The sequence below is a fragment of the Oscillatoria sp. FACHB-1406 genome (genome assembly GCF_014698145.1).
Classification (GTDB): Bacteria; Cyanobacteriota; Cyanobacteriia; order Cyanobacteriales; family Spirulinaceae; genus FACHB-1406.
On record NZ_JACJSM010000027.1, the window covers coordinates 13,393 to 38,578 of the forward strand.

The following is a 25,186-nucleotide window of genomic DNA, read 5'->3' on the forward strand; positions in this document are numbered from 1 at the left end:
TTATTTAAAAAAAAGAGCTTTATTCGGTAATCAAGCAATTGTCAAGCAATAATTCGCTCTAAAGCACTTAAATCGGGAATGCGCAATACATCTTGATCGCGTTCGATCAAGTTCTTCTTCTCCAGTTTAGTCAAAACGCGAGTTACCGTCTCCCGAGCCAATCCGCTCAAACTGCTCAACTCCCGATGGGGTAGGTTAGGAATTTCCGTACCACCCTTCACAGTTTTACCCTGTCCTTCCGCCAAGAAAAGAATTGTGTCAGCAACTCGCGAAACACTATCGGCTTCTCGCAGGCGCAATCGCCGGTTAACCTGACGCAGGCGCGTTGCCATCAGTTGCGCCAAACGTACCCCTGCCATCGGTTCGGTACGGATTAACTCAATAAAATCTTGAGCGGGGATACTGCTGATCTTAGTAGGAGTCAAGGTAATGACATCCGTCGATCGCGGTACTTCATCCAGGGCTGCCATTTCCCCAAATAACTCTCCCTTTCCGATAATATTTAAAGTTACTTCTTTACCATCTAAATTATAAGTGCGTATTTTTACCCAACCTTCCAAAATGAAATAAACCGAGCCGCCCCAATCGTTTTCGAGCAGAATAACTTGGTTAGATGGGTGGCTGCGGGTAACAGCATGACAGGTTGATTTTTTTACAAGCTCCTCGGGCAAGTCCTTGAAGAACGGAGCAGAGTAAATAACCTCATCATCGGAGTTGGGGTCGCGGTTACTAAATCGGTCATCCATGAGGCTCAAGCAAATCGTCAACAGTTAATTATGCGCTATTTCGAGAGTTTCACGTTCTCCGGACAAATTGGAAAAGGAAATAACCGCCAAAATTTGGCAACCCCGATAAAATAACAAAGAAGGCGGGCAGATCTAAAGCCCCCCATTGAAAATTCCGCGTCTTTAGGCGGGGAAGTGTTAATCGGCGACAAGTGGAGTAACATAATAAAACTCGCCTTGCAGTATTTCCCTCTGGGTTGCACCGTGACTATTCGAGAGCTTCAATCGCTGATCGCTGACATTGATTGCGTTTTAGCTGGGAACAGTTCGAGTTCCGATCGCTCCGAGCGAGGTTCCGAAACTATAGCGCATCAGGAAATTTTAGAACGGATTCGCCATTATCTCCTATCAATCCAAGACCGCTTGGAAGGATCGGAACCGACGGCAGTCTGGCAGAATCAAACGGCCAGCGCGATCGCTGCGGCTGTCATCCAACAAATCGAAGGGCAACGCGCCACTTGGATGCAGCCTTGGCAGATGGAATTAGAAACAGTACGCCAACAGCGAAACGTTTTATTGCGCGACATTCAACAGCTAGAAGGACAGCGCCAACAACTGCTAGGAGATTTCCTGCGCGTATTACTCGATCGCGCCTCAGAAAGCTTAAAGCAGGAAATGGCACAAACCCTAGAGCGGATCGAAGCGCAAGCAATTTACCAAGAAAGCTTGACAGAAACCGCTTCGGGTACGCTTCCCACTTTACCGAAAAGCCCAACGCAGCGCTTAGAACAATTGCAACAGTTGCAAGTCCAATCCGATCGCTTGCTAATGAGCTTGGACGCAACATTTCGCCAAGTTTTTAGTACCTTAGAGCGCGACATCCAAGGCTACGAACGCTCTCTATCTGCGGCTCTCGGGCGAATCCACGCTCTGGGAATGCAAGATAAATCAATGCTCGTTTCCGCCCCCCCAGAGTCCGCCACTGATTTTGAGATCGCGCCAGCACCCAGCAATACTGAAGTGCCGCCGGAATCGATTCCCCTCAAACCTTTAGAAATTCCCCCCTCTCAACCCACACAACTGCAACGGTCCGATCCCGCAGAAATGTATCCCTTCCCCGGTCTAGAATTTGCTGCTGCCTCCGCAGCATCCCGTTCTGCCGTTCTGGAAGAGGAAGAATACACATCGAACCTTGATATCGAATCGATGGACGATTCGGAAATCGACGCGCTCCTCCAACTCGAAGATCGCGACGAACAAGAAAAGCAGCGCGCCGAGCATGAAGAGTCGATTCGCGAAGGCTACCCCGATCCTTGGGATGCGCCAGACTTCAAAGCTCAAAATAACGAAGCGGAACTCGATCGCCTCGAAAATAAACTCTTCGGCAGCCTTAACGATCCCGCCTCAGAAGCACAAAAACCTACTGAGGAGGAGAACTCTAGCCGGGAACCCGAACTTATTCCCGTAGAAGTCGGGCTGTTCGATTCCGCTCCTATTGAGCTAGTTGCTGCGTCAATTGACCCCATTGCTAGCCCAGCCCGTTCCTCGATTCCCGAAACCGTTGTGAATCCGTCTGCCTCGGAGGAAAAATCGCCTCGACCGATCGCCGATACGATTGCTTCCCTCACCGAACTTCTCGATCGCGCCTATAGCGATACCGAGCCCGAAACCGAAACCTATAGCGCCGTTCCTCCCGGCGAAAGCTTAATAGCAGTTGAGGAAGGCTCTTTTAGCCGCAAAGTCAGCGTCGAACAAGTCCTCGAAGACCCTCAACTCAACCAGCGCCTTGATGAAGATTTACAACGTTTCGGGCGTGAAGGTGGTATCGATCTCCGTAAGGAGCCATTGCCAGAGGAAGCGAAGCCCAATTCTCCCCCAGCGGCTCTCGACCAAAGCCGCATCGACCTCAGTAAGCCCCCTCTACCCGGAGAAGCGGATTCCCAAGAATCTTCCGCCGACACGCCGCCCGCCGAACTTCTCGGTGAAAATTTAGGAGATATCGATCTCGAAGATCTATGGATATCGGATACGGAAGACAGCAATACCTCTGCCTCGAAGTCTAAAGATAGCTCGGCCTTGCCCGAGGAAATTGTTACGGATCCCTGGAGTCCGGCTGCCAACCCCACCGATCCCGAAACTGATAAAAATTGAAGATTAATAAGTTTCACATCGAGCAATGAGCGAAAACTCCTGTTGGTACTTGGGCATTGATTTAGGTGCTAATGGCTTGAGGGCTGTTTTATTGCAAACGGGTTCGGCACAGCAAGATCGCAGTCCGCAATATTATCCCTTGCATTGGCGATCGCAAGAAGCACCGCTCACTCAATTACCCGCTGTGGCTTACTTGGATATTACCGCTTCGCCAGAAGGGGAATCGTCGTCTGCAATGCCGTTATTCGTAGGCTCGGAAGCGATCGCGCTGGCAGGGCAGAAGCAAGGGGTGTTATTGGATAACCTCAAACTGCATCTCAATTTTGGGATTCCTTATTACGCGCGCGGGTTGAATCGTTGGGAGCCACTCTTGCAAGTTAGCAGCAATGCGCGCGTTTCTCTCGATTGGGTGCAACACGCCGTTGGCAAGCTGTTTGCAACGCTGCAAGAAGGGGTAGGCGCAATCGGGCTATCGGATCGCGAACTGCAAACGGCTTTAGCAACGCTTACAGGGGTGGTTTTAAGCTGTCCGGCGGGCTGGAACGATGCTTACCGCTTTAACTTGCGCGAAGCCGTGTTACAGGCGGGTTTAGTGGAGGATAGCAGTCAGATTTTTTTGCTGGAGGAAGCGATCGCGGCGTTATTGGGGACGAGCGTTTGGAAAAATGCTCCTTATAGCGGCCATTACGCGATCGCGCCTGGAATGACCTTGATTTTGCATGGCGGCGCGTTGAATACCGAATTAGCACTAGGGTTAGTTCCCCAGAAAACGGAGGAATTGAACCTGTATGACTTTGCTTTTCGCAGCGTTCCTTACGGCGGACGCGCGATCGCGGAGGACTTATTTTACCAACTGATTTACCCGCAATGGCAGTCCGAGCAGCCCTTCCTCGAGCAATTAAACCTCGAACTGCCCGAACCCGGACAACCCGCGCCTTTAGAAAGAGATCGCGCCTACGCCCAACTGCTGAGTTTTCCCGGCGGGCGGCGCTGCTTAGAAACCGCAGAACGGGCTTGGAGAATTTTGCAGCATCAATCGGAATTTAGCGCGCCCTTGGGAACGCAAACTTGGAGCGTGCGGCGTGCGGATTTTGAGGAGCGAGTTATTGCGCCTTATCTCGGCAGTCTCAACCGCGAACTCAATGCGCTTCTCGGTGCTACGGGATTGCAACCGGAGGCGATCGCGCGCGTTACGATTAGCGGCAATACAGCCTTAGCCTTGACGAGTTCGCTGCAAACATGGCTGAGCGAGAAACTGGTTAACGCCGAAATCGTTGCCCATCCAGAACCCGCAGACAGCAGTACCGTTGCGATCGGTTTAGCACGACTGCCCTTTTTTCCGCAAGCGTGCGATCGCCTCCGCCACCAATACAGCGATTACTTCCTCCTCAACGAAATCCTGCAAGTCCTGCCCAACCGTTCTTTTAGCCTTGAAGACTTGATGCAGCGCCTCGAAGGACGGGGAATCAATACTCGCGCCTGCCAGCAACGCCTGTTCGATCTCCTCAATGGCTACCTGCCCCCCGGACTCGTCCCTACCACTGCCAACGCTCATTGGCTTACCCTCGCTTCCCAACAAAATCGCGACTACCAGCGCATTACCATTGCACCTCTATTCGTCCAAGGCGAAGACTTTCGCTACCGCGCCAACGGGCGACAATGCCAATATTTGCGGCAATATTTCGCGGCGCTGCTATCCGGAACGCGACAGAAATTAGAGGAACCCGCGATCGTAACGCTTTAAAATATCGGGCGAAAAGGGTTTATTCGTAACAGCATTTAAAATCAATTCGTGCAATATTAATGCAACAAATTTTAAGCCTAGGTTTTGATGCAGTCATCCTAAATTGTTATCGCTGCTAGCAACCGATCGCAGTCCAGTTGGTACTTAAGTTCTAAAGTAAATTAGGAAGATCGATCCATACAGCAGATCTAATTTATTTCTTACAATTCTCTATTAAGTTCTGAAAGGGAGCGAATCGAGCTACATTGTCACGTAAGTCGGGTTAAGATTCAACAGACTTCAAGGAGCATCAGCCATGACAAGCGAAGCAAAACCCTCTTATCCGCATAGGCGCTACAAAGCATTGCTTCCCTCGCTTAACTCTCGTTGGCTTCTTGGTTTGTTACTGATGGCGGCGATCGCGGGCGGTGCTTACATTGTTTATCGCGCGATCGCGCCCACTCCCAAAGCCACTTCCCTGGTTACAGCAACCGCGCAAGAAAAAAGCTTGCCGATTACCTTCACTGCCAACGGTACGATAAAACCGGAGCGCACGATTAATGTCAGCCCAAAAACCTCGGGATATCTCAAACAATTATTAGTGAAAGAAGGCGATCGCGTCCAGCAAGGACAAATTCTCGCCTACATGGATAATTCCAACCTCCAGGGACAACTCACCCAAGCGCGCGCCCAACTCGCCCAACAGGAAGCCGATTTAAACAAACTGCTTAACGGAAATCGCCCCGAAGATATCGCCCAAGCGCGCGCCCAACTCAACGAAGCGCGATCGCAACTGCAACAACTCGAAACCGGAAATCGCCCCGAAGATATTGCCCAAGCGGACGCACAACTCAATCAAGCAGAAGTCGAGTTGCGCCTTGCTGAAGACGAATTGCAGCGTAACGAGACACTGCTGAAGGCGGGGGCAATTTCTCAGCAAACCGTCGTTCAAAAACGAGCGGCGCGGGATGCAGCGCAGGCAACCGTAGAACGCGATCGCGCTGCCTTAAAATTGCAACAACGGGGGACAAGAAGCGAAGAAATCGCTAAAGCGCGATCGCAACTCGAACAGCGCCAGCAAGCCTTCAATCTCGTTAATGCAGGTGCGCGCCCCGAAGATATCGCCGCCGCCCGCGCCCGAGTCGATGCAGCCCGAGGTGCATTAGAAACCATTCAAACCCAAGTCAACGACACGATTATTAAAGCGCCCTTCACTGGCGCAGTCACAAAAAAATATGCCGATCCCGGTTCTTTTGTTACGCCCACCACCGCAGGAAGTAGTGTAGAAGGAGCCGCATCGAACTCCATTTTGACACTGGCTGCCACTCCGCTTGTTGTCGCCTATCTCGACGAAGCCAACGTCGGGCGCGTAAAAATCGGGCAATCCGTCAAAATTAGCAGCGATGCCTACCCCAATCGCCCGTTTCAAGGAAAGGTGAGCCAAATCGCCCAGCAAGCGACGACAACGGCGAACGTCACCAGCTTTGAGGTTAAGGTTGCTTTAGAACCCGCCGCTCGGGAAGCGCTCAAAATTGGGATGAATGTCGATACTGAATTTCAAGTGGGAGAGTTAAAAAATGCGCTCTTGATTCCCTCTGCCGCGATCGTTCGCCAGAAAAATGGGACGGGCGTTTATACTCTCGGCACGGACAATAAACCCGTTTTTAAACCGATTAAAGTCGGGCTAACTATCGGCGAGCAAACTGAAGTTAAATCGGGAATCGGTAAGCAAGATTCTGTTTTGCTGAGTTTTCCGCCCGGAATGGAGCCGAAAGCGCAATTAAGAGGGCCGCTGGGCGAGCTAACGAAAGGGAGAAATTCCGGTCAGAATCGCTCCTCCCCAAGGAACAATAATGGTTCGCCTCCTCCTCAATGAAATATAGCGCTACTTGAAAGATGAAGGTAAGTTTCTCAACGCAAAAAAAATTGGTCTGGTGCGCGCTGATTCGCCCGGGAACAAGTCACTTTTGTCGCTCTCTCCCAACTTTGGGAGAGGGACTTTGAGTCTACTCCCCTTCGCCCAAGTTTGGGAGAAGGGGCCGGGGGATGAGGGCAATCGTCAGCAAGTTTGACCTGCTCCCGATTCGCCTTTTTCGATGTCTTCTTAATAAAAATATATCGAAAACAGTATAATTTCGCCCTGTTAGTTATTTAAAAATCACTCGCTCGATCGCTTATCCTTATGTTAAAACTAGAGATTACAACCGCGAAGCCGAAAACGAATAAAGCAAAGAAAGCAACTCAACAAATTGCCTTTACGGAAGTTGTTGGAATTGCATTAGAAGCGCTCTGGAGCAATAAACTCCGTACCGGATTAACGATGCTCGGCGTAACGATTGGAATTGCTTCTGTTACTGCTATTTCTTCCATCGGAGAAGGAATGCAGAAAAATGTCGGGCAACAAATGCAATCGCTAGGAACGAATGTTTTGCAAGTCATGTCAGGAGCGGCGCGGAGCGGAAATGTTTCTCAAGGCGCGGGTTCGCTGACAACTTTAACCTGGGAGGATAAAGGTGCAATTGAAAAAGGAGCGCCTTCGGCTAAACTCGTCTCGGCAACCTTGCAGCGCGGCGGTCAAGTTGTCTACAGCGGCACTAATATTAATACCACAATTTATGGCAGCGATCTTAACTATCCTGAAGTTAGAAATACTCATCCGGCTAGCGGGCGTTATTTCACTCAAGAAGAGTTCGATCGCGCCGATCGCGTGGCAGTTATCGGTTCTGTCGTGCAACAAAAACTTTTTGGGAATGGAACGGGATTAAATGAAAAAATTCGGGTTCAAGGCGAAAATTATCTCGTGATTGGCGTGATGGAATCGAAAGGCAGTCAGGGACCGATGAATCGCGACGATACGATTTATATTCCCCTCACAACGATGTCCGCCCGCATTGTCGGTAATAATGCCCTTCAAGGCATTTCTGTTAGTACGATTTGGATTGAAAGCGAATCGCGAGATTCTTTAGTTGCGGCTCAATTTCAGGTCACAAACATTCTGCGCTTGCGCCACAATATCTATAATCCCGAAAACGATGATTTTCGGGTAATGAACCAATCCGATTTAGTGAGTGCTTTTTCTAATATTGTTGGAGTATTGAGAATCTTCGCGATCGCGATTGCCGGGATTTCGCTATTAGTCGGCGGCATCGGTATTGCGAATATCATGCTTGTCTCCGTTGTCGAGCGCACGCGGGAAATCGGCATTCGCAAAGCGCTCGGCGCAACAAATTCAGCAATTTTAATTCAATTTGCGATTGAAGCGATCGCGATTTCTACCCTTGGCGGTGTTGTGGGGGCGGGGACGGGAGTCTGTCTTGCTTACTTTGGCTCAAATGCCTTCGGATTTCCCTTTATTATTTCGCGAAGTTCGATTGTCGTTGGCTTCATTCTTTCGATGTTTGTCGGATTTGTTGCTGGCGTAATTCCTGCCCGAACAGCCGCTCGTTTAGAACCGATCGCGGCTTTGCGGAGCGAATAGTATAGCGTTACTCGTTTGTGAATGTATGTTTCTAAATTTACCCAAGTTCTAGCAGGTGGGCGCTGCCCACCCTACTCCATTAACTCAAAATAATTATCCCACAATTATCCATTATCCATTGTCAATTATCAATTATAAAAATGTCTGTTATTTTAATGGAAAATATCGCCAAAAATTACTCCCTTGGCGGCAATCCCGTTCCGATTTTAAACGGGATCGATTTAAGTATTGAAGAAGGAGAATATATCGCGATTGTCGGGGCTTCCGGTTCGGGAAAATCTACCCTGATGAATATTATCGGCTGTCTCGATCGCGCCAGCAAAGGACGTTACTGGTTTGAAGGCGAAGATTTAACCACCTTCAACGACGACGAACTGGCATACATTCGCAATCAACGCATCGGTTTCGTCTTCCAACAGTTCAATTTACTGTCCCGTTCCACAGCGCTGGAAAATGTGATGGTGCCAATGGTTTATGCTAACGTTCCTAAAGCAGAACGCCGCGATCGCGCTACCCGCGCCCTCGTACAAGTGGGTTTAGAAGAACGCCTCCACAACCGCCCCAATCAACTCTCCGGCGGACAGCAACAACGAGTAGCAATTGCACGCGCCCTCGTCAATGAACCCGCTTTAGTTTTAGCCGACGAACCCACGGGCGCGTTAGATACAAAAACGTCCCATGAAGTGATGAACTTGCTGGGGGAATTGAACGAACGGGGCATTACCATTGTCATTGTTACCCACGAACCCGACATCGCCGCCCGGACGAAACGAACGATTCGGATTCAAGATGGCGCGATCGCGTAAAAATTGCCTCGAATCAACGCATTTTCCTGCTTATACCAATTTTATAGGATTGGCTCTCTAGCGATCGCACAGATGGCGATCGCTCTCCTCCAAATCGCCATTCGTGCGTAAATAATCGCGCACCCAATCGCAGCCATAACGAACGATGCGATCCACAGATTGCACCTCGGGGACGTTCCACAAAATTACCTTATTGTCCCCACTCGCCGAAGCGAGGGTTTGACCGTCGGGACTGAAAGTAATCTCCCAAACACCGCCCGTATGAGCCTTCAGAGTGGTTAAAAGGCTCGGCTTCTGACCCGCTTCCAGTTTCCAGAATTGAATCGCTCCATCGGCGCTCCCCGAAGCCAACAATTGCCTGTCGGGACTAAACGCTACACTCATGATACTATCAAGACCCTCAAGGGTAGCCAGTTCGCTGCCATCCAGTCGCCAAAGTTTCAGGGTTTTGTCCTGGCTGGCAGTAGCTAGAGTTTGACCGTCCGGACTAAACGCGAGCGACCGGACAATGGCATCGTGTCCTTGAAACGTTCTGAGCAACTTACCCTGCTTCGTCCAAAGTCTAGCCGTCGCATCGCCACTTGCCGAGGCCAGAAGTTGACCGTCAGGGCTGAAACTAACCATCCAAACTCCGCCTTGATGTCCCTTCAATCTCGCCTGCAAAACGGGGCTTTTCCCCTCCAGATTCCACAATCCCACCGTACCATCCGCACTGCCGGAAGCCAGCAGTTTGCCATCGGGACTAAATCGAACCCTTCTGACTCCCCCTTCGTGTCCTTTGAGAGTTGAGCGCAGTTGACCCTGTAATGTCCAGAGTTTAACCGTCGAATCTCCACTCGCCGTAGCAACAAGCCGACCGTCTGGACTGAAAGCAACTCCCATGACAATGCCTTGATGCTTCAGGGTTTGCAGCAGCAGCGGCCTACCCCCATCAACTCTCTTCCAAAGTTTAACGGTGCGATCGGTGCTAGCAGAAGCAAAAATCTGCTCCCGTCCCGGATAAGTTGGAGCAAAAGCAACGCCGAAAACCGATGATTTGCGATCGTTGATGGATTGCAGCAAGGCATTATTGGGGTTCCAGAGTTTCACTGTCGCATCCAAACTCGCAGTTGCAATGCTTTTGCCGTCCGGACTGAATTCTACACTCGTCACGAGCGCGCGGTGTCCGGCGAAAGTTTGCAGCAGTTGGGCTTTCTCCCAAGTCTCCCCATCTCGCTGCCACAACTTCAAGGTTTTATCGTCTGATATCGACGCTAACTGCGTACCGTCGGGACTGAAGGCAGCCCCAATGACCAAACCGTCATGGGCATTGAGGGTTGTTAGCAATTTCAGTCCATTTGGGGAGAATTGCCAAAGTTTAACCGTACCATCAAAAGAAGCAGTGGCGATTGTATCCCCGTTCGGGTTAATGGCAACATCCAGCACCGCCAATTCGTGAGCCTTCATTGCAGTTAGAAGCTGACCGTTAAGATTCCAAATATTCAACATTCCCTTGCCACTCCCGGCAACGATATTCTGGCTATCGGGAGTAAAGGCAACGCCAGAATTAATGACTGTATTGGCTTTTATCGTTTTTAGTAAAGTGCCTTTTTTGTCCCACAGTCGCAGCATTCCGTCTTCACTGGTGGCTGCGATATATTCGCTATTGGGCGCGATCGCAACACCACCCATATTGGCTCGAGCGCCTGTTAAAGTGTGGCGCAAAGTCCCGTCAGCATTCCAAACTTTGACCGTGCGATCGCCCGAACCCGATACGATTGTTTTACCGTCTTGAGCGATCGCTAAGCTCCCGACTAAAGCTTTATGTCCCGATAGCATTTTCAGCAGCCGACCGTCTTTTGCCCACAAGTTAACCGTATTTTCCCGACCGCTGGCTGCAATTATCTCGCCATCTCCCCTAATCGCCAAACCAATACTTCCCCCCATCGGTTTTGAGAAGCGATTGTATTCATCTGCCCCTAAAATGGCTTGCTGGAGCGCAATTTCGACCTTATTTTTAATATCGGGGTCGGCTCGTGTTAACAATAGCAATTTCTGCCTTGCTCGCAGTGCTTCAATTAAAGCATCTAATCGACTGTTAGCAATGAAAAGACCCTCAGAAGAAGAAACTAACGCTCTAATTTCACCAATTCTCGCTCGCCGTTCGCTGGCTAAAGCCTGACGATACTGCCAAAAAGCGATCGCGCCGAGAGTGCCGGTTAACATTAAGGCGGCTGTTAGCGCCGCGATCGAATATTTTTGGAGTCTAGCACTGCGTTTTTGCAGCAATAATCGCGCTTCAACTTCCTGAAGTCTAGCTGCTTCTAAAGCTTGTTGAGTTTCTTGTCTGTCTAATTGCTCGCTACGAGCTAAAAACTGATAGTCTAAATCGCTCAAGCTTTTCCCCTGCGCCCAATTCTTCGCATCGATTAACGCTTGACCTCGTAACAGGCGCGAGTTATCTTGCTGCTGAACCGTCAGCCAAGCTTCAAAGATTTGTGAGTAGGGACGTAGAGCTTTTAATTGTTTCTCGACCCAACCGAGATTAAAGACTTGCTCATAAATTTTGTTGCGGACTGTTAAAACATTCTTGGTTTTAAGGACTAAGCCCGAAAGAATCAACTCGATTTGTTCGGAACTATCATCGCTGCTGACTTTTATCCCTTGTAAAATTTGTTGATAGATTCCTAATAATCGCCCCGCCCGTTGGGAATTTCTCAGTAGGCGATCGCGGATTGTTCGCAAATGCTCTGGTTCGTCCTTACTTTCCCACTTCTCAATCACGTATTCATTGACGATTGACTCCACCCAATAGTTTTCCATCCCCAGAGGAATTGTTTTTCCCGACATCTCTCCTGCCGTTTCTAACAAGTTAACTGCCAGCTTACACAGCTTTTGAGTTAAAAAAGGCTGTCCTCCCGTCCACTGGACAATGGCGCGGACAATAGCTTCCGGATTCTCTATTTTTTTCGCTAATCCCGCCGCCAGCGTCAGTGCTTCTTTGCTTGTAAATCCGTGCAATTCGATCGCCGTCCCGATATTAAAAGGAGTGCGATTTTTATCTGCAATTAAATCGCAAGGAGTTGCCACGCCGAAAATAGCTACAGTTAAGCGCTTGTATTCGGGATTCAGGGTGCGTTGATTGTAGCAAAAGCGAATCCAAGCAAAAAAATCATCAATCGCAAAATCTAAACTGATAATACTATCGATTTCGTCAATAAAAATAACAATTTCTTCATCAGGAAATTGAACCAGCAGAACGTCTTCTACAAAATTCCCCAAGCGCTGCAAGGGGGAGATATCGGTTAAATCGTTCCACCAGGTTTTTAAATTGACTTTTCCCAGCAAGTTAAAGCCGCGCCATAGCTCTGCTACTATGCCCTTATACCACCGATCTGGCGTAATATTTTCGCTGCCAATGCGCGTCATATCTAAGCTACTGCATCGATACCCCTGTTCTTGTAATAAATGGCGAGTTCTGACAAGGATTGACGATTTCCCCATTTGCCGAGAATTGAGGATGTAACAAAATTCTCCAGCGCGGAGGGCGGTATATAATTGGCGATCGGCTTGTCGCTCGACATAACTAGGAGCATCGATACTGAGGCTACCACCAACTTGATATTGGTAAGTCATAATCTGAATAATTGTAAATCGAGCTTGAGGTTTGCGCGTTGCTGCGATCGCTTTTAGACTTCAAACATTGAGATCGATTTGGTACGGTTTCGACCCTCGATTTTCGCTTGATGCAACGCCTCCGATGCAACTTCTATTAAACCCTCAAAAGACGTTTCTGGGTTAGGATTTAAACTCGTCAATCCCAAACTTACGGTAATCACTAAAGAGTGTAAGCCTCCTATATCTTCCAGATTGTAAGGAATGGCTAGCTTTTTGACTTCCAAGTGAATTTTTTTTGCAACTTGAAGCGCGCTTTTTTCCCCAAGACCGGGTAAAACAATTGCAAATTGCGCCCAGCTATAACGAGCAACTAAATGCTCTACCCCAAAAACACTCTTGCGAATGGCTCCCGCAATTTTGCGCAGAGTTTTTTCTGATAAAGATTGTTGTTTTCGTTTAGTATAAAAATTAAAGAAATCGATTTCGCATAAAATAAATGAGAGCGAACTCGATTGAGAATCAAGTTCTGCTAACAGATTTTTAAGCGAGAACTCTAATTGACTTCCTTTGAGAAAATTAGTAGTTTCATCAAGTTTACCAACTTGCTTTAATGTATGAATTTCCGATTTTAATTTTTTAATAGTATCGGGTAGACTTCTGGCTCCAAAATCATAAACCGTACAAAACTTTCGGTACAAATTACAACTTAAGGTTATAGAATCGCCCTCTAACTTGACTAATCCCATCTGTTCGAGTTTATAGGCTAAGAGCGGGTCTAACTTGACCCCTCCTTCAGCACGAACAACTTTTTTAAGCGCCGTTGCTAATTCTGGATGTTCTTGCAGCAAGACTAAGCGTTCTCGTAGATAGCTACTATAAATTCCTGCAATATCATGAGCTTTTTCTAGGATTTCATCAAGACTCACAGAAGAGGTGACGAGATGGTAAAGTGCCATCCCGATTAAGTACGGTTGTCCCCCCACTACTGCCATCAGTTTCTTTGCTTCGCTTTCGTCCGTCCAATCGAGTCCATAAGCTCCTGCCAAATGGATCGTTTCCTCTAACGTAAATTCGCGTAAGCAAACAGGCAACCCCACATTAAAAGGAGATTGATTGATATTAAAATTAATATAAACTTCGGTTGAATGTACCAGAACCAGCCTGAGTTTTTGGAAACTTTCTTGTTGCCTTGCCTCCTCATACCAGGAGCGCAATAGACCCATAAACTCGCGCGCGATCTGAGGATGCTCGAATAGCAAATTAATCTCATTCAAGACTAAAACAATCGGAGTATCGATCTGCTCTAACAAATAGCCTTGTAAATAGATCGTACAACTTACTTTACTGCCAATCTCTTCATCCCAATACTCCTCGATCAGGGGTGTTAGTTCGAGTTGACGGCTAAGGTTGGCACAAAACCAGCGCAAAAACCAATCTAAAGAACTAAAGATATTGTTATCTATCTGCCTAAAATCGAGGCGAACAGTGCGGCAATTGAATTGTTTGGCTTGATGAAGGAGGCGCAGCAATAAAGAACTTTTTCCCATTTGTTTGGGTGCTTTAATGCGAATGACGCTTCCCGGCTTGCAAATTTCTTGACCGACCAGTTGTTCGACGGGAGGGCGTTCGATATAAAATGGAGAACCGAGCGGCAGGGAACCGCCGGGAAATTCTGCCAAAGTTTGTTCGGGATTTCTATTGTCCGCGTTAGAAATGATGGTCATGAGTTGCGAGGGGATTTCAGGTCATTATTGAACCGATGCTTTTAGCCAGTGCAAACTCTGTGAGAATTAGTATAAAAACTCTACCCGGAAAATTAATTTAATAATCCTGGAACGCAAGGCTATATTTTTTGTGCTTAGATTAAATTGTTGTGTTATGCTAGCATTTCGGTAAGGGATGACACAAGGTTAGAGAGAAGATGAAATATTAATTTTAGTTTGTGTTTCCCTATTGAAAGCTCGTATAGGGCGCGATCGCGTAGGGTTTCTCCTAGCAACACGCACCCTGACCATGATTTTCGAGTCCCTAAGAATCTCGGATATTTTTCAATTTGTTCGCGATCGATTCTTCACTTCACTAAGCGCGCGAACTTATTCTTCCCAACTTGCAAAACTTTCCCTTCCACGACCTCCAAAGACTCCACCGTAAAGCCCACATCCGCTACCGTTTCGCCATCTAACTTTACGCCGCGATTTTGAATCGCCCTGCGTCCATCGCTACTACTGGCGCACAAGCCGCTTTCTTTGAGCAAGAAATTGAGCTTGACAGGAAACGCAATTGATGATAAAGAAAATTCCGGCACGGTGTCGGTTTGCGTTGTCTCGCCCTGAGTCAAATCTAATGCTGCTTTTTGAGCGTTTTTTGCTGCTTCTAAGCCCCAATATTGAGCGGAGACATCGAGGGCTAGCAATTTCTGGCGATCGCGCGGATTTTCCGGTAATTCCGCTAAAGGTAAATCGGTCAGTAACTCAAAATACTGCCCCAGAAGCGCATCGGGCGTTTTCTCCAGCTTCGAGTACATCGAGAGTGCCTCCTCCGTCATCCCGACGTAATTATTCAACGACTTCGACATCTTATTGACCCCATCGCGCCCCAATAATAACGGCAGCAACAGCCCAAATTGAGGTTTTTGTCCGAAATGCCGCTGTAAATCGCGCCCGACGGCTAAATTAAACTTTTGGTCGTTCCCGCCCAACTCCACATCCGCTTCAATTGCTACCGAATCGTAGCCCTGCATTAAGGGATAAAGAAACTCATGGAGATAAATCGGATTTTCCCGCTCGAAACGCTCCGAAAATCCTTCTTTTGCTAACATTTGCCCCACTGTCATCGTCGATAACAGTTCGATCAGTTTGCTTAAATCCAGTTTAGACAGCCAACTCGAGTTGTAGTGAATCTCTAGCCGTCCGGGAGTCTCAAAATCGAGGATGGGGCGCAATTGTTCGAGGTAAGTTTCTGCATTCTGCTTCACCTGTTCGGGAGTCAGTTGGCGGCGAACTTCTGACTTGCCGGTCGGGTCGCCGATTTGGGCAGTAAAATCACCAATAATAATGACAGCAATATGACCGGCATCCTGAAACGCCCGCAGCTTTCTGAAAGGGATACTATGACCTAAATGCAAATCTGTCCCGGTGGGATCGATCCCTAATTTCACCCGCAGCGGTCGATCGGGCTGTGCCATAATGCGGTAAGCCAAATTTTCATCCGGACTTTCCGACTCCGGGCGATCGGGGAATATTTCAAGCGTCCCTCGGTACAGCCAATTCAGAGTGGGATGGGGGTTAGAGGATAGCATTTTAGGGGTCAGTTCGGGAATTATGAAGGAATTCGAGGCAATTGGATTAGTATTTTAGGCGATCGCATATTAATATATATTTCAAAAAAGCAGAAATTTTCTTGTTTCCAGACGAAAGTTATCGATCCGTCTAGTGGGTCGCTCCTCCTTCCCTAAAGTCCTATCCCGTGCAGTTTCAGGATTCCAGCGATCGCTTCCCGCCAGCACATGAACCGAATCTCGAGTCAATCTCTTAAACTTAGGAAACAAATTGACGTGCATTTGCCGACTCGCGATCGCAACGCTAAACTCTTTTTTCAGTGAGGATGTGAAATTACTGTGGCAACTACTAGCACCGTTAGACAAAAACACGAGGATAAGAGCGCGCCGGGACCTGCAACCCGGTTTGGTTTGGGCGTTGTGAAGGCAGCAGGCGCAACGGTTTTAGGCACTACCATGCTGGTGAGTTCCATCGCGGCGGGAGGGTTGGTCGGTTTGGCCATTAGCTTTCGCAATCTGCCCGACGTGCGAGTTCTGCGAACCTACGTCCCGACCGAAACGACTTATATTTACGACGTTAAAGGCCGCCTCCTCGACAGTCTCCACGGCGAATACAACCGCGAAAACATTAAACTCGATGAAATTTCGCCCAACTTAAAACGCGCCGTTCTCGCCATTGAAGACAGTCATTTTTTCCAACATCAAGGCATTAACCCCACTAGCGTCGGTCGCGCCTTATCGGAAAACTTCAAACGCGGCTACGTGGCGGAAGGGGGTTCGACCCTCACCATGCAGCTGGTAAAAAACCTCTTCCTCTCGAGGGAACGCACCGTGAGTCGGAAACTCGCCGAAGCAGTTCTCGCTATTCGCGTCGAGCAGATTTTCAGTAAAGAGCAAATCTTAGAGATGTACCTCAATAGCATCTATTGGGGTCACAATGCTTACGGCGCTCAAACCGCAGCCCAAAGTTATTTTAGTAAACCCGCTTCTAAGCTGACTTTGCCAGAAGCTGCAATGATGGCGGGTTTAATTCAAGCACCGGAAGATTACAGTCCTTTTATTAATTACAAGGAAGCGAAACGCCGACAAGCAGAAGTGTTAGGTCGGATGAAAAAGTTGGGGTGGATTACGCCTCAAGAAGCCGACGCAGCCTACAAACAAGCCCTAAAAGTTGGCAAACCCACGGCCTGGAGAAGGAGCGATCTCCCCTATATTACGGAGGTGGTCGAGAGCGAACTGATCGATCGCTTCGGTAAAGATACAGTTTTAAAAGGTGGAATGCGCGTCCAAACGACCGTGGATTACAACTACCAAAAACGCGCGGAAGAACTGGTCGCGAATGCCCACGATCGCCTGCAATCCTACGGACTCTACGCCGATCAGGTCGCTCTGGTGGCGGTCGATCCTCGCACTCATTTCATTAAAGCAATGGTCGGGGGCGTAAACTACAAAGAAAGCCAATTTAACCGAGCCATTCAATCCTTGCGCCAACCCGGATCGGCCTTCAAACCGTTCGTCTACTATACTGCCTTCGCTACCGGTAAATATAGCCCTTATTCTACCGTTTACGATTCGCCCGTCAGTTACCGCGATGGCGGCGGTTACTATTCCCCCAAAAACTACGGCGGCGGCTATTCCGGTGCGGTCAGTATTTACACGGCCTTGACGCAATCGCTGAACGTTCCGGCTGTAAAAATCGGTCGGGCGGTAGGCTTGGATAAGGTCATCGAAACCTGTCGCATCTTGGGGATAAAGAGTCCGCTCGAACCCGTTGTTTCTCTGCCCTTGGGTGCGATCGGGGTAACGCCGTTAGAAATGGCCGGAGCCTATGCAACCTTTGCAAGCAACGGCTGGCAGTCTGACACGACTGCAATCGTCCGCGTCACCGATAGCAGCGGTAACGTGATTCTCGACAACGTTCCGAAACCGAAGCTCGCGCTGGATCCTTGGGCGACGGCTTCCTTAACGAGCGTCCTCAAGGGCGTAATTGCAGGCGGGACGGGGAAAAAAGCGGCGATCGGTCGTCCGGCAGCCGGAAAAACGGGGACGACTTCTTCGGAACGGGATGTTTGGTTCGTTGGCTACGTGCCGCAGTTATCAGTGGCCGTTTGGATTGGGAACGATAACTACCGTCCTTTGGGCGGCGGCGTAACGGGCGGCGGCTATGCGGCTCCGATCTGGCAGGATTTTATGTCCGATGCGCTGAAAAACGAACCCGTGGAAGATTTCCCGGACCCGTCTCAATTCCCGCGCCCTCAGTCCTAGCGGTCTTTAAAGTTTAATTTTATCGGTTCGGGAGACGGAGGGACGGTGGAGAGGGTAAGAGGGAGAGCGACGAGCCGCACATCCACCTCTTGAATTCTGATAGACCGCTAGGATAACAAACGGTTGACAATTGGAGAGAGAGGAAGAGAGAGTCCGAGCGGTTTTTAAGAATCTTTACTTTGTCGGAAAAGCCGAGCGAGTGAGGACAATCGCGCTTTCTGCTCTCTAGCAAGAGCGAAAGGTTCCTCTTTATCCTTGACAAGAACGCGGCTGTCTATGAGATCCTGTTAACGGTTAACTGCTGAGAAAGCTGCATCGCGATCGCTGGTTACCTGTTCGTTGTATTGGGAGAATCCAAAATCGAAATGGCTGAAAACTACCGCTTTGAAACGTTACAAGTCCACGCAGGACAAAATCCGGCTCCGGGAACTAACGCTCGAGCCGTTCCAATTTATCAAACCACTTCCTATACCTTTAACGATGCCGCTCACGGCGCAAATTTGTTTGCCCTCAAGGAGTTCGGCAATATTTATACGCGCTTGATGAATCCGACAACGGATGTGTTCGAGCAACGGGTAGCAGCCCTCGAAGGCGGCGTAGCAGCCCTAGCGACGGCTAGCGGTCAGGCGGCGGAGTTCTTAGCGATTAGTACGATCGCGCAAGCAGGCGATAATATTGTCTCCACCAGTTTCCTCTACGGCGGCACTTACAATCTCTTCAAAGTTGCACTACCCCGTTTGGGGATTGATGTCAAGTTTGTCAATGGTGACGATCCGGCGGACTTCCAAGCCGCGATCGACGATCGCACGAAAGCCCTCTACGTCGAAACCATCGGCAACCCGCAATTCAACATCCCCGACTTCGCCGCCCTCGCCACCATCGCCCACGATCGCGGCATCCCCCTGATCGTCGATAATACCTTCGGCGCAGCGGGCTATCTCTGCCGTCCCATCGAACACGGAGCCGATATTGTGGTCGAATCCGCCACCAAATGGATTGGGGGACACGGAACCTCAATCGGCGGCGTAATCGTCGATTCCGGTAAATTCGACTGGGCCAACGGCAACTTCCCCATCTTTACCGAACCCAGCCCGGGCTATCACGGCTTAGTCTTCTCCGATGTCTTCGGTACTGGCGGTCCCTTCGGTAACATCGCCTTCATCATCCGCGCTCGCGTCGAAGGCCTGCGCGATATTGGCCCCGCTATGAGTCCCTTCAACGCCTTCCTGCTGCTCCAAGGGCTAGAAACGCTCTCCCTGCGCGTCCAACGCCACGTCGATAACGCCCTCGAACTGGCGCAATGGTTGCAGCAACAGCCCCAAGTCGAGTGGGTGAGCTATCCCGGTTTGCCAGAGCATCCCTACCACGAACGCGGCAAGAAATACCTCAAACACGGTTTCGGCGGCGTGTTAAACTTCGGCGTTAAAGGCGGTCTCGAAGCCGGGAAAGCCTTCATCGATCGCGTCAAACTGTCCAGCCACCTCGCCAACGTGGGCGATGCAAAAACCCTCGTCATTCACCCCGCTTCTACCACTCACCAGCAACTCAGCGAAGCCGAGCAACTCTCCGCTGGCGTTCGTCCGGACTTAATCCGGGTTTCCGTCGGCATCGAGCATATCGACGACATTAAAGCAGACTTCGAGCAAGCGCTCGGTTAATCGATGAGCATCCAAGCCTTTATCTCGCCTCAAACCCAGTTCTATCGCCTTCCGGAACCCTATTTATTGGAATCCGGGTTTGATTTACCGCAGGTGGACGTTGCTTACTGTACGTGGGGAACGTTGAATGCCGATCGCAGTAATGCCGTGTTGGTCTGTCACGCGCTGACGGGCTGGGCGCAGGCGGATGCTTGGTGGGGGCATTTGTTCGGCCCCGGCAAAGCCCTGGATCCGACGCGAGACTTTATCGTATGCAGTAACGTCCTCGGCAGTTGCTACGGCACCACGGGACCCACCAGCCTCAACCCCGCCACGGGCAGAGCCTACGCCGCTGACTTTCCCGAAATTACGATTCGGGATATGGTGCGCCTGCAAGCGCGCTTGTTGGACGCATTGGGCATCGATCGCCTGCAATTGGCGATCGGGGGGTCTTTGGGGGGAATGCAGGTGTTGGAATGGGCGATGATGTTTCCCGAACGGGTAGGCGCAATCGCCGCGATCGCGGTTTCCGGGAGACATTCAGCTTGGTGTATCGGTTTGAGCGAAACCCAGCGCCAAGCGATTTATCTCGATCCGCTCTGGCAGGATGGCTATTACGACCCCGAAAGCCCTCCCGCCGCCGGTTTGGCCGCAGCGCGCGCGATCGCGATGCTTACCTATCGCTCTTGGGCTAACTTTGAAGAACGTTTCGGTCGCCAGCACGCCAACAACAATCCTAACGCCCCCTTTACCGTAACGGAGTATTTACAGCATCACGGACGAAAAATCGTCGATCGCTTCGATGCTAATACTTACGTCACCTTGACGAAGGCAATGGATACCTACGACTTATCGCGCGATCGTGGCGATTATCCTGCCGTGTTGGAAAAAATTGCTCAACCTACCCTGATTGTCGGGATCGAATCCGATGTCTTGTACCCGCCCATCGAACAGCAACAACTCGTTGAAGCTATCCCCAACGCCAAACTCGCTTGGTTGCCTTCTCCCCACGGACACGATGGCTTCCTACTCGATCGAGACATTCTCGATCGCTTCGTCGTTGATTTCCGCGCCGCCCACTGCGCCAACTGCGAAATGAGCTATAAGTAATGAATAATGGATAATGGATAATGAATAATGAATTACGAATTCGATATTTTGTCCCAGTTTATTCAAAAACTTTTCATTGTCAATTATCCATTAAAAAAGATATTTTATAACCGCTCGTCGAAAAAAAAATTCATTATCCATTATCCATTGTCAATTATCCATTAAAAAGATGACTGCTTTTCGCGTTGGCGTTGCCGGCCCAGTTGGTTCTGGAAAAACTGCTTTAGTAGACGCATTGTGTAAAGCGCTGCGGCAGGAGTATGAAATTGCTGTGGTGACGAACGATATTTATACCCAAGAAGACGCGCAATTTTTAGTGCGATCGCAAGCGTTGGAGCGCGATCGCATTTTGGGCGTAGAAACCGGTGGCTGTCCGCACACCGCTATCCGCGAAGATGCGTCGATGAATTTGAGCGCGATCGAAGATTTAGAGCGCCGTTTTAACAATCTCAACTATGTATTTCTCGAAAGCGGTGGCGACAATCTCGCAGCAACTTTTAGTCCCGAACTCGTCGATTTAACGCTCTACGTCATCGATGTTGCAGCGGGCGATAAAATTCCTCGTAAAGGCGGCCCCGGAATCACAAAATCCGATCTTTTAGTGATTAATAAAATTGACCTCGCGCCTTACGTCGGTGCAGATTTGGGCGTAATGGAACGGGATGCAAAGAAAATGCGCGGCGATAAACCGTTTATTTTTACGAATCTAAAAACGGGGGAAGGATTGCAGGACGCGATCGCGTTTGTACGAGAGCGAAAAATTGAATAGAATTAATAGGTTTTGATGAGACGTAGCTATCCTAAAGTTTTTTAGAATTCTGAATCGCTGTCTCCTGCTTGCCTTCCAACTTTTAGTCTAAATCAGCATTTTTTCTGTACTTTTCATCTAACCGTTTTTCTGCTTCCAACATTTGTTCATCTCGATTATCGATTAAACGACTCAGATTGCCCAAAATAAGGAATAGCCCCATATTTACCTTTAAGATAATCGTTTTTATAGGAAGCATCATTTCTAACCTTGAATTCTGCCAAAGAATAAAGATCGCTCGCTCCCTTGTTATCTTTCTCAATAAACCAAATTTGATCTCGCCTCAGAAGTTCGTTATCGAGTAAATTAGTATCGTGAGTCACAAAGATGAGTTGAGCATTCCCTGGATTACTTTGCTTGGAGTTGAATAGCTTAACAATTTCGCGAACAATTGCAGGATGAATGCGCGCGTCGAGTTCATCAATTAATAAGACTCCACCGTTCTGTAAGGCTAACAAAAAGGGAATCGCGAAGGCAAAAAGTTTTTTAGTTCCTTCGGATTCATGTTTATCGAGATCGAAGGTTACTGTTGCTATTACCTCTCCTTCGTCGTTATACTTTAAATGAAGAGTTTTAATTTGTTCTAGCTGTGCAGAGATAGAATTTTGAATCGATGCCAGAATTGCTTGCTTTGCCTCCTCCGTAAGATTACCGTTATAATTTTCTTCAATAGTATTATACAGACTGGGCTTAATTCTTATCGCTTCAATACCCAAGTCAAAACCCCTTAAAAAATCAGCGATATCAGATTGATATTTTGGATATTCTAAAACATAGTTAGTTGTTAGTAACTGATAATAGTTGCTTTTCAAGCCTGACAACACAACTGTCTCACGATCTAGCCAAAATAAAATTTTTTGCGATATCTTACCATTAAATTGAGCGGCAACGGAAAGAAACAAAGAGTTTTTTCTGGTTTTTTCTTCTAACCCTTTCCCTTCAGAAAACACTTTTGTCATTTCAAAGTCATTGAACTTCCGATTAAAAAGACAAGTTTCTTTCTTTTTAGGGATATGAAAAAGCCATTCAGAAATAACTCGCATGCGCTCGATCTCAAAACCATATCGATAGATTTTTTCCTCTAAAATAAAAACAAGCTCAAAAAACGAGGGTTGTGCTTCTGATTCCGTGCTAAGTTTAAACTTGTCTGTAGCAATTTCATCGGTAATTTGAGTTTCTCTAGAAGAATTGAGAATAAAATCTTTCATAAACTCAAAAGCTTGAATTAAATTGCTTTTTCCGCTTGCATTGGCTCCATAAATGACGGCATTCTTTAGCAAGCTTAATTTATCGTCAACTTGAAAGACATTATTTTCGTCAACTTGCTCGTTTTTTGCCTTCAGATTTGTTGCAACCAGGCTGAGCGTGACGATTTCTTTGAACGAACGGTAGTTTCCGACACTAAATTCAATCAACATAGTTTGGTATAAAAAACCGTACATTTGAGATTTTTTCACAAATAACGCAGTTTTTGCGATCGCTTGTTTCAATTCTATACAAGCGCCACTGAGTAAAACAAACGTACTTTTTTGCAAGGCAAGCGAAGGGGCGAGAAGAAAACAGACGAACGATTAGCGATCGCGAACAACCCAGCAAGGTTGTAGTCGTTACAATAGCGATCGCGCTGATTAAAAGCGTTTATTGAGGTAACTGCTATCTTGCACGACGCTGCCTAAACCATAGAACGGGTACTGTTAACCGCTAACCGCTAACTGAATAACTGCTCCCATGCTCTCTACTATTAAAACCCTCGCTCAAACCCTTGCCCCGCGACTGATTGAAATTCGCCGTCACCTGCACGCCCATCCAGAACTTAGCGGTCAGGAATATCAAACAGCCGCTTACGTGGCCGGAGTCTTGTCCTCTTGCGGTCTCCGCGTCGAGGAGGCAGTCGGTAAAACGGGGGTTGTGGGAGAATTGCAGGGACGCGGCGAAGATAATCGCATTCTCGGCATTCGCACCGACATGGACGCACTGCCGATTCAAGAGCTTACCTCCGTTGAGTTTGCCTCTCGCAAACCCGGAATTATGCACGCTTGCGGTCACGACGTTCACACGACTTTAGGGCTGGGGACGGCGATGATTCTGTCGCAGATGCAAGAATCCCTACAGGGAAACGTGCGTTTTATTTTTCAACCGGCAGAAGAAATCGCCCAGGGAGCGGGCTGGATGGTGCGCGATGGGGCAATGCGCGATGTTAGTAGCATTTTTGGGGTTCACGTTTTCCCCTCGATTCCGGCGCAATCGGTGGGCATTCGTTATGGTGCGCTGACGGCGGCGGCGGACGACTTGGAGATTTTTATTCAAGGCGAGTCGGGACACGGGGCGCGCCCTCACGAGGCGAAGGATGCGATTTGGATTGCGGCGCAGGCGATTTGTGCGTTGCAGCAGGCGATCGCGCGCACTCAAAATCCCCTACGTCCGATCGTCTTAACCATTGGGCAAATTGCAGGCGGGCGCGCGCCGAATGTCATTGCCGATCGCGTCCGCATGGCCGGAACGGTGCGATCGCTCCATCCCGAAACTCACGCTAGCCTACCAGCATGGATTGAGGGAATTGTCAATGATATCTGCAAAATGTACGGGGCGAGTTGCGAAGTGAACTATCGGCGCGGCGTACCTTCGGTGCAGAATGACTTTGCGCTGACGCAACTGATTGAAGCAGCAGCGCGGGAAGCGTGGGGGAGCGATCGCGTGCAAATCCTCACCGAACCCTCCCTCGGCGCAGAAGACTTTTCCCTTTACCTCGAAAGCGCGCCCGGAACGATGTTTCGTTTGGGAGTTGGCTACCCGGAGCGGCTCAATCATCCCTTACATCACCCCGAATTTGAAGTTGATGAATCCGCGATCGTTACAGGAGTCGTAACCCTCGCCTACGCTGCCTGTAAATATTGGCAATCTCCACATCGCGAATCGTAACCCGCTCCGAATCGCTGAAATTATCTGGGGAAAGAATTTTTAATTTTTAACTTTTAATTTTTAATTCCACCAAGCGGCTAGAGCGTTTGAAACAACTCGAACAGCTTCAAGCAGAAATGCTTCAATTTGTCAACTGTTATCGGGGCGGGTTGATAGTTGCCGACAATTTGCCAGCGCTCAACTGTCGAAAGTCGCCAAGCTTCGCCTTCATGATTAAAAGCGGCAATTTCCACACCGATTAATCGCCGGGAGCCATCTACAGAGTCTTGATGAAAGCGAATTTGGACTAAAAGACTGCGCCCTTGCAACTTCGGACTCCAGCCGGGAAAGTGAAAACCGAGGTCGATGGAATCGGGATCGATCCATTCTCGCGTATCGGGGTCGTTGCGCCAGGGTTTCAAATCCGCGCGCGCGTCGGGGAATTCATTTTTAAACAGATTAACAATCGCGGCAATTTTGGTTGCTAATTGTACGCCTTTGGCTTGCTCGGCTGCATTCACAGGATTATTCTCCTCCACCTCAATCGAATTTGAAGCTTAATTATCTAGGATACACCGCTCAAAATTGGCTCGTACTTTACAGAAGGCATGAAGAAAGTCTTGCGGGAACGGGAACAGGGAAGCCGTGCTATACAATAGTTGAGAATTGTTGGGGGAAAAAAGAGCGCTCTCGGAGCGTCATTTAGCCCCC

16 protein-coding genes are annotated in these 25,186 nt (G+C 48.8%); 10 read left to right on the plus strand and 6 right to left on the minus strand.

Annotated elements, in window-relative coordinates; translation table 11 throughout:
• Positions 1-41 precede the first annotated feature (41 nt).
• Positions 42-746 (minus strand): Crp/Fnr family transcriptional regulator, encoded by a 705-nt coding sequence (locus tag H6G50_RS20595; RefSeq protein ID WP_190720669.1) that lies wholly within the window; start codon positions 744-746, stop codon positions 42-44.
• Between the two features lie 243 nt (positions 747-989).
• Here H6G50_RS20595 and H6G50_RS20600 point away from each other — a divergent pair, with 243 nt between their 5' ends.
• The 5 genes from H6G50_RS20600 to H6G50_RS20620 all read left to right on the plus strand — a co-directional run bounded on the left by H6G50_RS20600 (position 990) and on the right by H6G50_RS20620 (position 8,883).
• Positions 990-2,876: a hypothetical protein gene (locus H6G50_RS20600; RefSeq protein ID WP_190720672.1), complete on the plus strand. Its 1,887-nt coding sequence runs from the start codon at positions 990-992 to the stop codon at positions 2,874-2,876.
• A gap of 25 nt (positions 2,877-2,901) precedes the next feature.
• Positions 2,902-4,620 (plus strand): hypothetical protein, encoded by a 1,719-nt coding sequence (locus H6G50_RS20605; RefSeq protein ID WP_190720675.1) that lies wholly within the window; start codon positions 2,902-2,904, stop codon positions 4,618-4,620.
• A 295-nt stretch (positions 4,621-4,915) separates the two neighbouring features.
• The gene (locus H6G50_RS20610) at positions 4,916-6,475 is read left to right on the plus strand and encodes a biotin/lipoyl-binding protein (protein ID WP_190720678.1); all 1,560 of its coding nucleotides are present in this window, start codon (positions 4,916-4,918) and stop codon (positions 6,473-6,475) included.
• Between the two features lie 306 nt (positions 6,476-6,781).
• The gene (locus H6G50_RS20615) at positions 6,782-8,077 is read left to right on the plus strand and encodes an ABC transporter permease (protein WP_190720682.1); all 1,296 of its coding nucleotides are present in this window, start codon (positions 6,782-6,784) and stop codon (positions 8,075-8,077) included.
• A gap of 140 nt (positions 8,078-8,217) precedes the next feature.
• Positions 8,218-8,883, plus strand: a complete 666-nt coding sequence (locus H6G50_RS20620; protein ID WP_190720685.1) for an ABC transporter ATP-binding protein — start codon at positions 8,218-8,220, stop codon at positions 8,881-8,883.
• Positions 8,884-8,940: 57 nt separating this feature from the next.
• On the opposite strand, the gene H6G50_RS20625 is transcribed toward H6G50_RS20620, so the two are convergent.
• The 3 genes from H6G50_RS20625 to tyrS form a co-directional block, all read right to left on the minus strand.
• Positions 8,941-12,498, minus strand: a complete 3,558-nt coding sequence (locus tag H6G50_RS20625; protein WP_190720688.1) for an AAA-like domain-containing protein — start codon at positions 12,496-12,498, stop codon at positions 8,941-8,943.
• A 53-nt stretch (positions 12,499-12,551) separates the two neighbouring features.
• Entirely contained in the window at positions 12,552-14,204 is a 1,653-nt protein-coding gene (locus H6G50_RS20630; protein ID WP_190720691.1) for an AAA-like domain-containing protein, read from the minus strand.
• 347 nt (positions 14,205-14,551) lie between these two features.
• Positions 14,552-15,778: a tyrosine--tRNA ligase gene (tyrS, locus tag H6G50_RS20635; RefSeq protein ID WP_190720694.1), complete on the minus strand. Its 1,227-nt coding sequence runs from the start codon at positions 15,776-15,778 to the stop codon at positions 14,552-14,554.
• Positions 15,779-16,213: 435 nt separating this feature from the next.
• On the opposite strand from tyrS, the gene H6G50_RS20640 reads away from it, so the two are divergent.
• From H6G50_RS20640 to ureG, 4 genes are all read left to right on the plus strand, one after another.
• Entirely contained in the window at positions 16,214-18,022 is a 1,809-nt protein-coding gene (locus H6G50_RS20640; protein WP_199303300.1) for a penicillin-binding protein 1A, read from the plus strand.
• 365 nt (positions 18,023-18,387) lie between these two features.
• A complete protein-coding gene (locus H6G50_RS20645) occupies positions 18,388-19,680 on the plus strand; it encodes an O-acetylhomoserine aminocarboxypropyltransferase/cysteine synthase (protein ID WP_190720700.1) in 1,293 nt (430 codons plus the stop codon).
• A gap of 3 nt (positions 19,681-19,683) precedes the next feature.
• Complete coding sequence (gene metX, locus H6G50_RS20650) at positions 19,684-20,769, plus strand: homoserine O-acetyltransferase (RefSeq protein WP_190720703.1); 1,086 nt, start codon at positions 19,684-19,686, stop codon at positions 20,767-20,769.
• Positions 20,770-20,938: 169 nt separating this feature from the next.
• A complete protein-coding gene (gene ureG, locus H6G50_RS20655; RefSeq protein ID WP_190720706.1) occupies positions 20,939-21,538 on the plus strand; it encodes an urease accessory protein UreG in 600 nt (199 codons plus the stop codon).
• A 155-nt stretch (positions 21,539-21,693) separates the two neighbouring features.
• Here the strand turns inward: ureG and H6G50_RS20660 are convergent, their stop codons facing one another.
• Positions 21,694-23,112, minus strand: coding sequence for an ATP-binding protein (locus tag H6G50_RS20660; protein WP_242032921.1), 1,419 nt, complete (start codon positions 23,110-23,112; stop codon positions 21,694-21,696).
• 193 nt (positions 23,113-23,305) lie between these two features.
• On the opposite strand from H6G50_RS20660, the gene H6G50_RS20665 reads away from it, so the two are divergent.
• Positions 23,306-24,496, plus strand: coding sequence for a M20 family metallopeptidase (locus H6G50_RS20665; protein WP_190720708.1), 1,191 nt, complete (start codon positions 23,306-23,308; stop codon positions 24,494-24,496).
• 77 nt (positions 24,497-24,573) lie between these two features.
• Here H6G50_RS20665 and H6G50_RS20670 read toward each other — a convergent pair whose 3' ends face one another.
• A complete protein-coding gene (locus H6G50_RS20670; RefSeq protein WP_190720710.1) occupies positions 24,574-24,996 on the minus strand; it encodes a hypothetical protein in 423 nt (140 codons plus the stop codon).
• Between the last annotated feature and the right edge of the window lie 190 nt (positions 24,997-25,186).

What these genes read in the sequence shown, in the direction of transcription:
- H6G50_RS20595 (WP_190720669.1), bottom strand. Translation starts at nt 746, where the DNA reads ATGGATGACCGATTTAGTAACCGCGACCCCAACTCCGATGATGAGGTT.
- H6G50_RS20605 (WP_190720675.1), top strand. Translation starts at nt 2,902, where the DNA reads ATGAGCGAAAACTCCTGTTGGTACTTGGGCATTGATTTAGGTGCTAAT.
- H6G50_RS20610 (WP_190720678.1), top strand. Translation starts at nt 4,916, where the DNA reads ATGACAAGCGAAGCAAAACCCTCTTATCCGCATAGGCGCTACAAAGCA.
- H6G50_RS20615 (WP_190720682.1), top strand. Translation starts at nt 6,782, where the DNA reads ATGTTAAAACTAGAGATTACAACCGCGAAGCCGAAAACGAATAAAGCA.
- H6G50_RS20620 (WP_190720685.1), top strand. Translation starts at nt 8,218, where the DNA reads ATGTCTGTTATTTTAATGGAAAATATCGCCAAAAATTACTCCCTTGGC.
- H6G50_RS20625 (WP_190720688.1), bottom strand. Translation starts at nt 12,498, where the DNA reads ATGACTTACCAATATCAAGTTGGTGGTAGCCTCAGTATCGATGCTCCT.
- H6G50_RS20630 (WP_190720691.1), bottom strand. Translation starts at nt 14,204, where the DNA reads ATGACCATCATTTCTAACGCGGACAATAGAAATCCCGAACAAACTTTG.
- tyrS (WP_190720694.1), bottom strand. Translation starts at nt 15,778, where the DNA reads ATGCTATCCTCTAACCCCCATCCCACTCTGAATTGGCTGTACCGAGGG.
- H6G50_RS20640 (WP_199303300.1), top strand. Translation starts at nt 16,214, where the DNA reads ATGCTGGTGAGTTCCATCGCGGCGGGAGGGTTGGTCGGTTTGGCCATT.
- H6G50_RS20645 (WP_190720700.1), top strand. Translation starts at nt 18,388, where the DNA reads ATGGCTGAAAACTACCGCTTTGAAACGTTACAAGTCCACGCAGGACAA.
- metX (WP_190720703.1), top strand. Translation starts at nt 19,684, where the DNA reads ATGAGCATCCAAGCCTTTATCTCGCCTCAAACCCAGTTCTATCGCCTT.
- ureG (WP_190720706.1), top strand. Translation starts at nt 20,939, where the DNA reads ATGACTGCTTTTCGCGTTGGCGTTGCCGGCCCAGTTGGTTCTGGAAAA.
- H6G50_RS20665 (WP_190720708.1), top strand. Translation starts at nt 23,306, where the DNA reads ATGCTCTCTACTATTAAAACCCTCGCTCAAACCCTTGCCCCGCGACTG.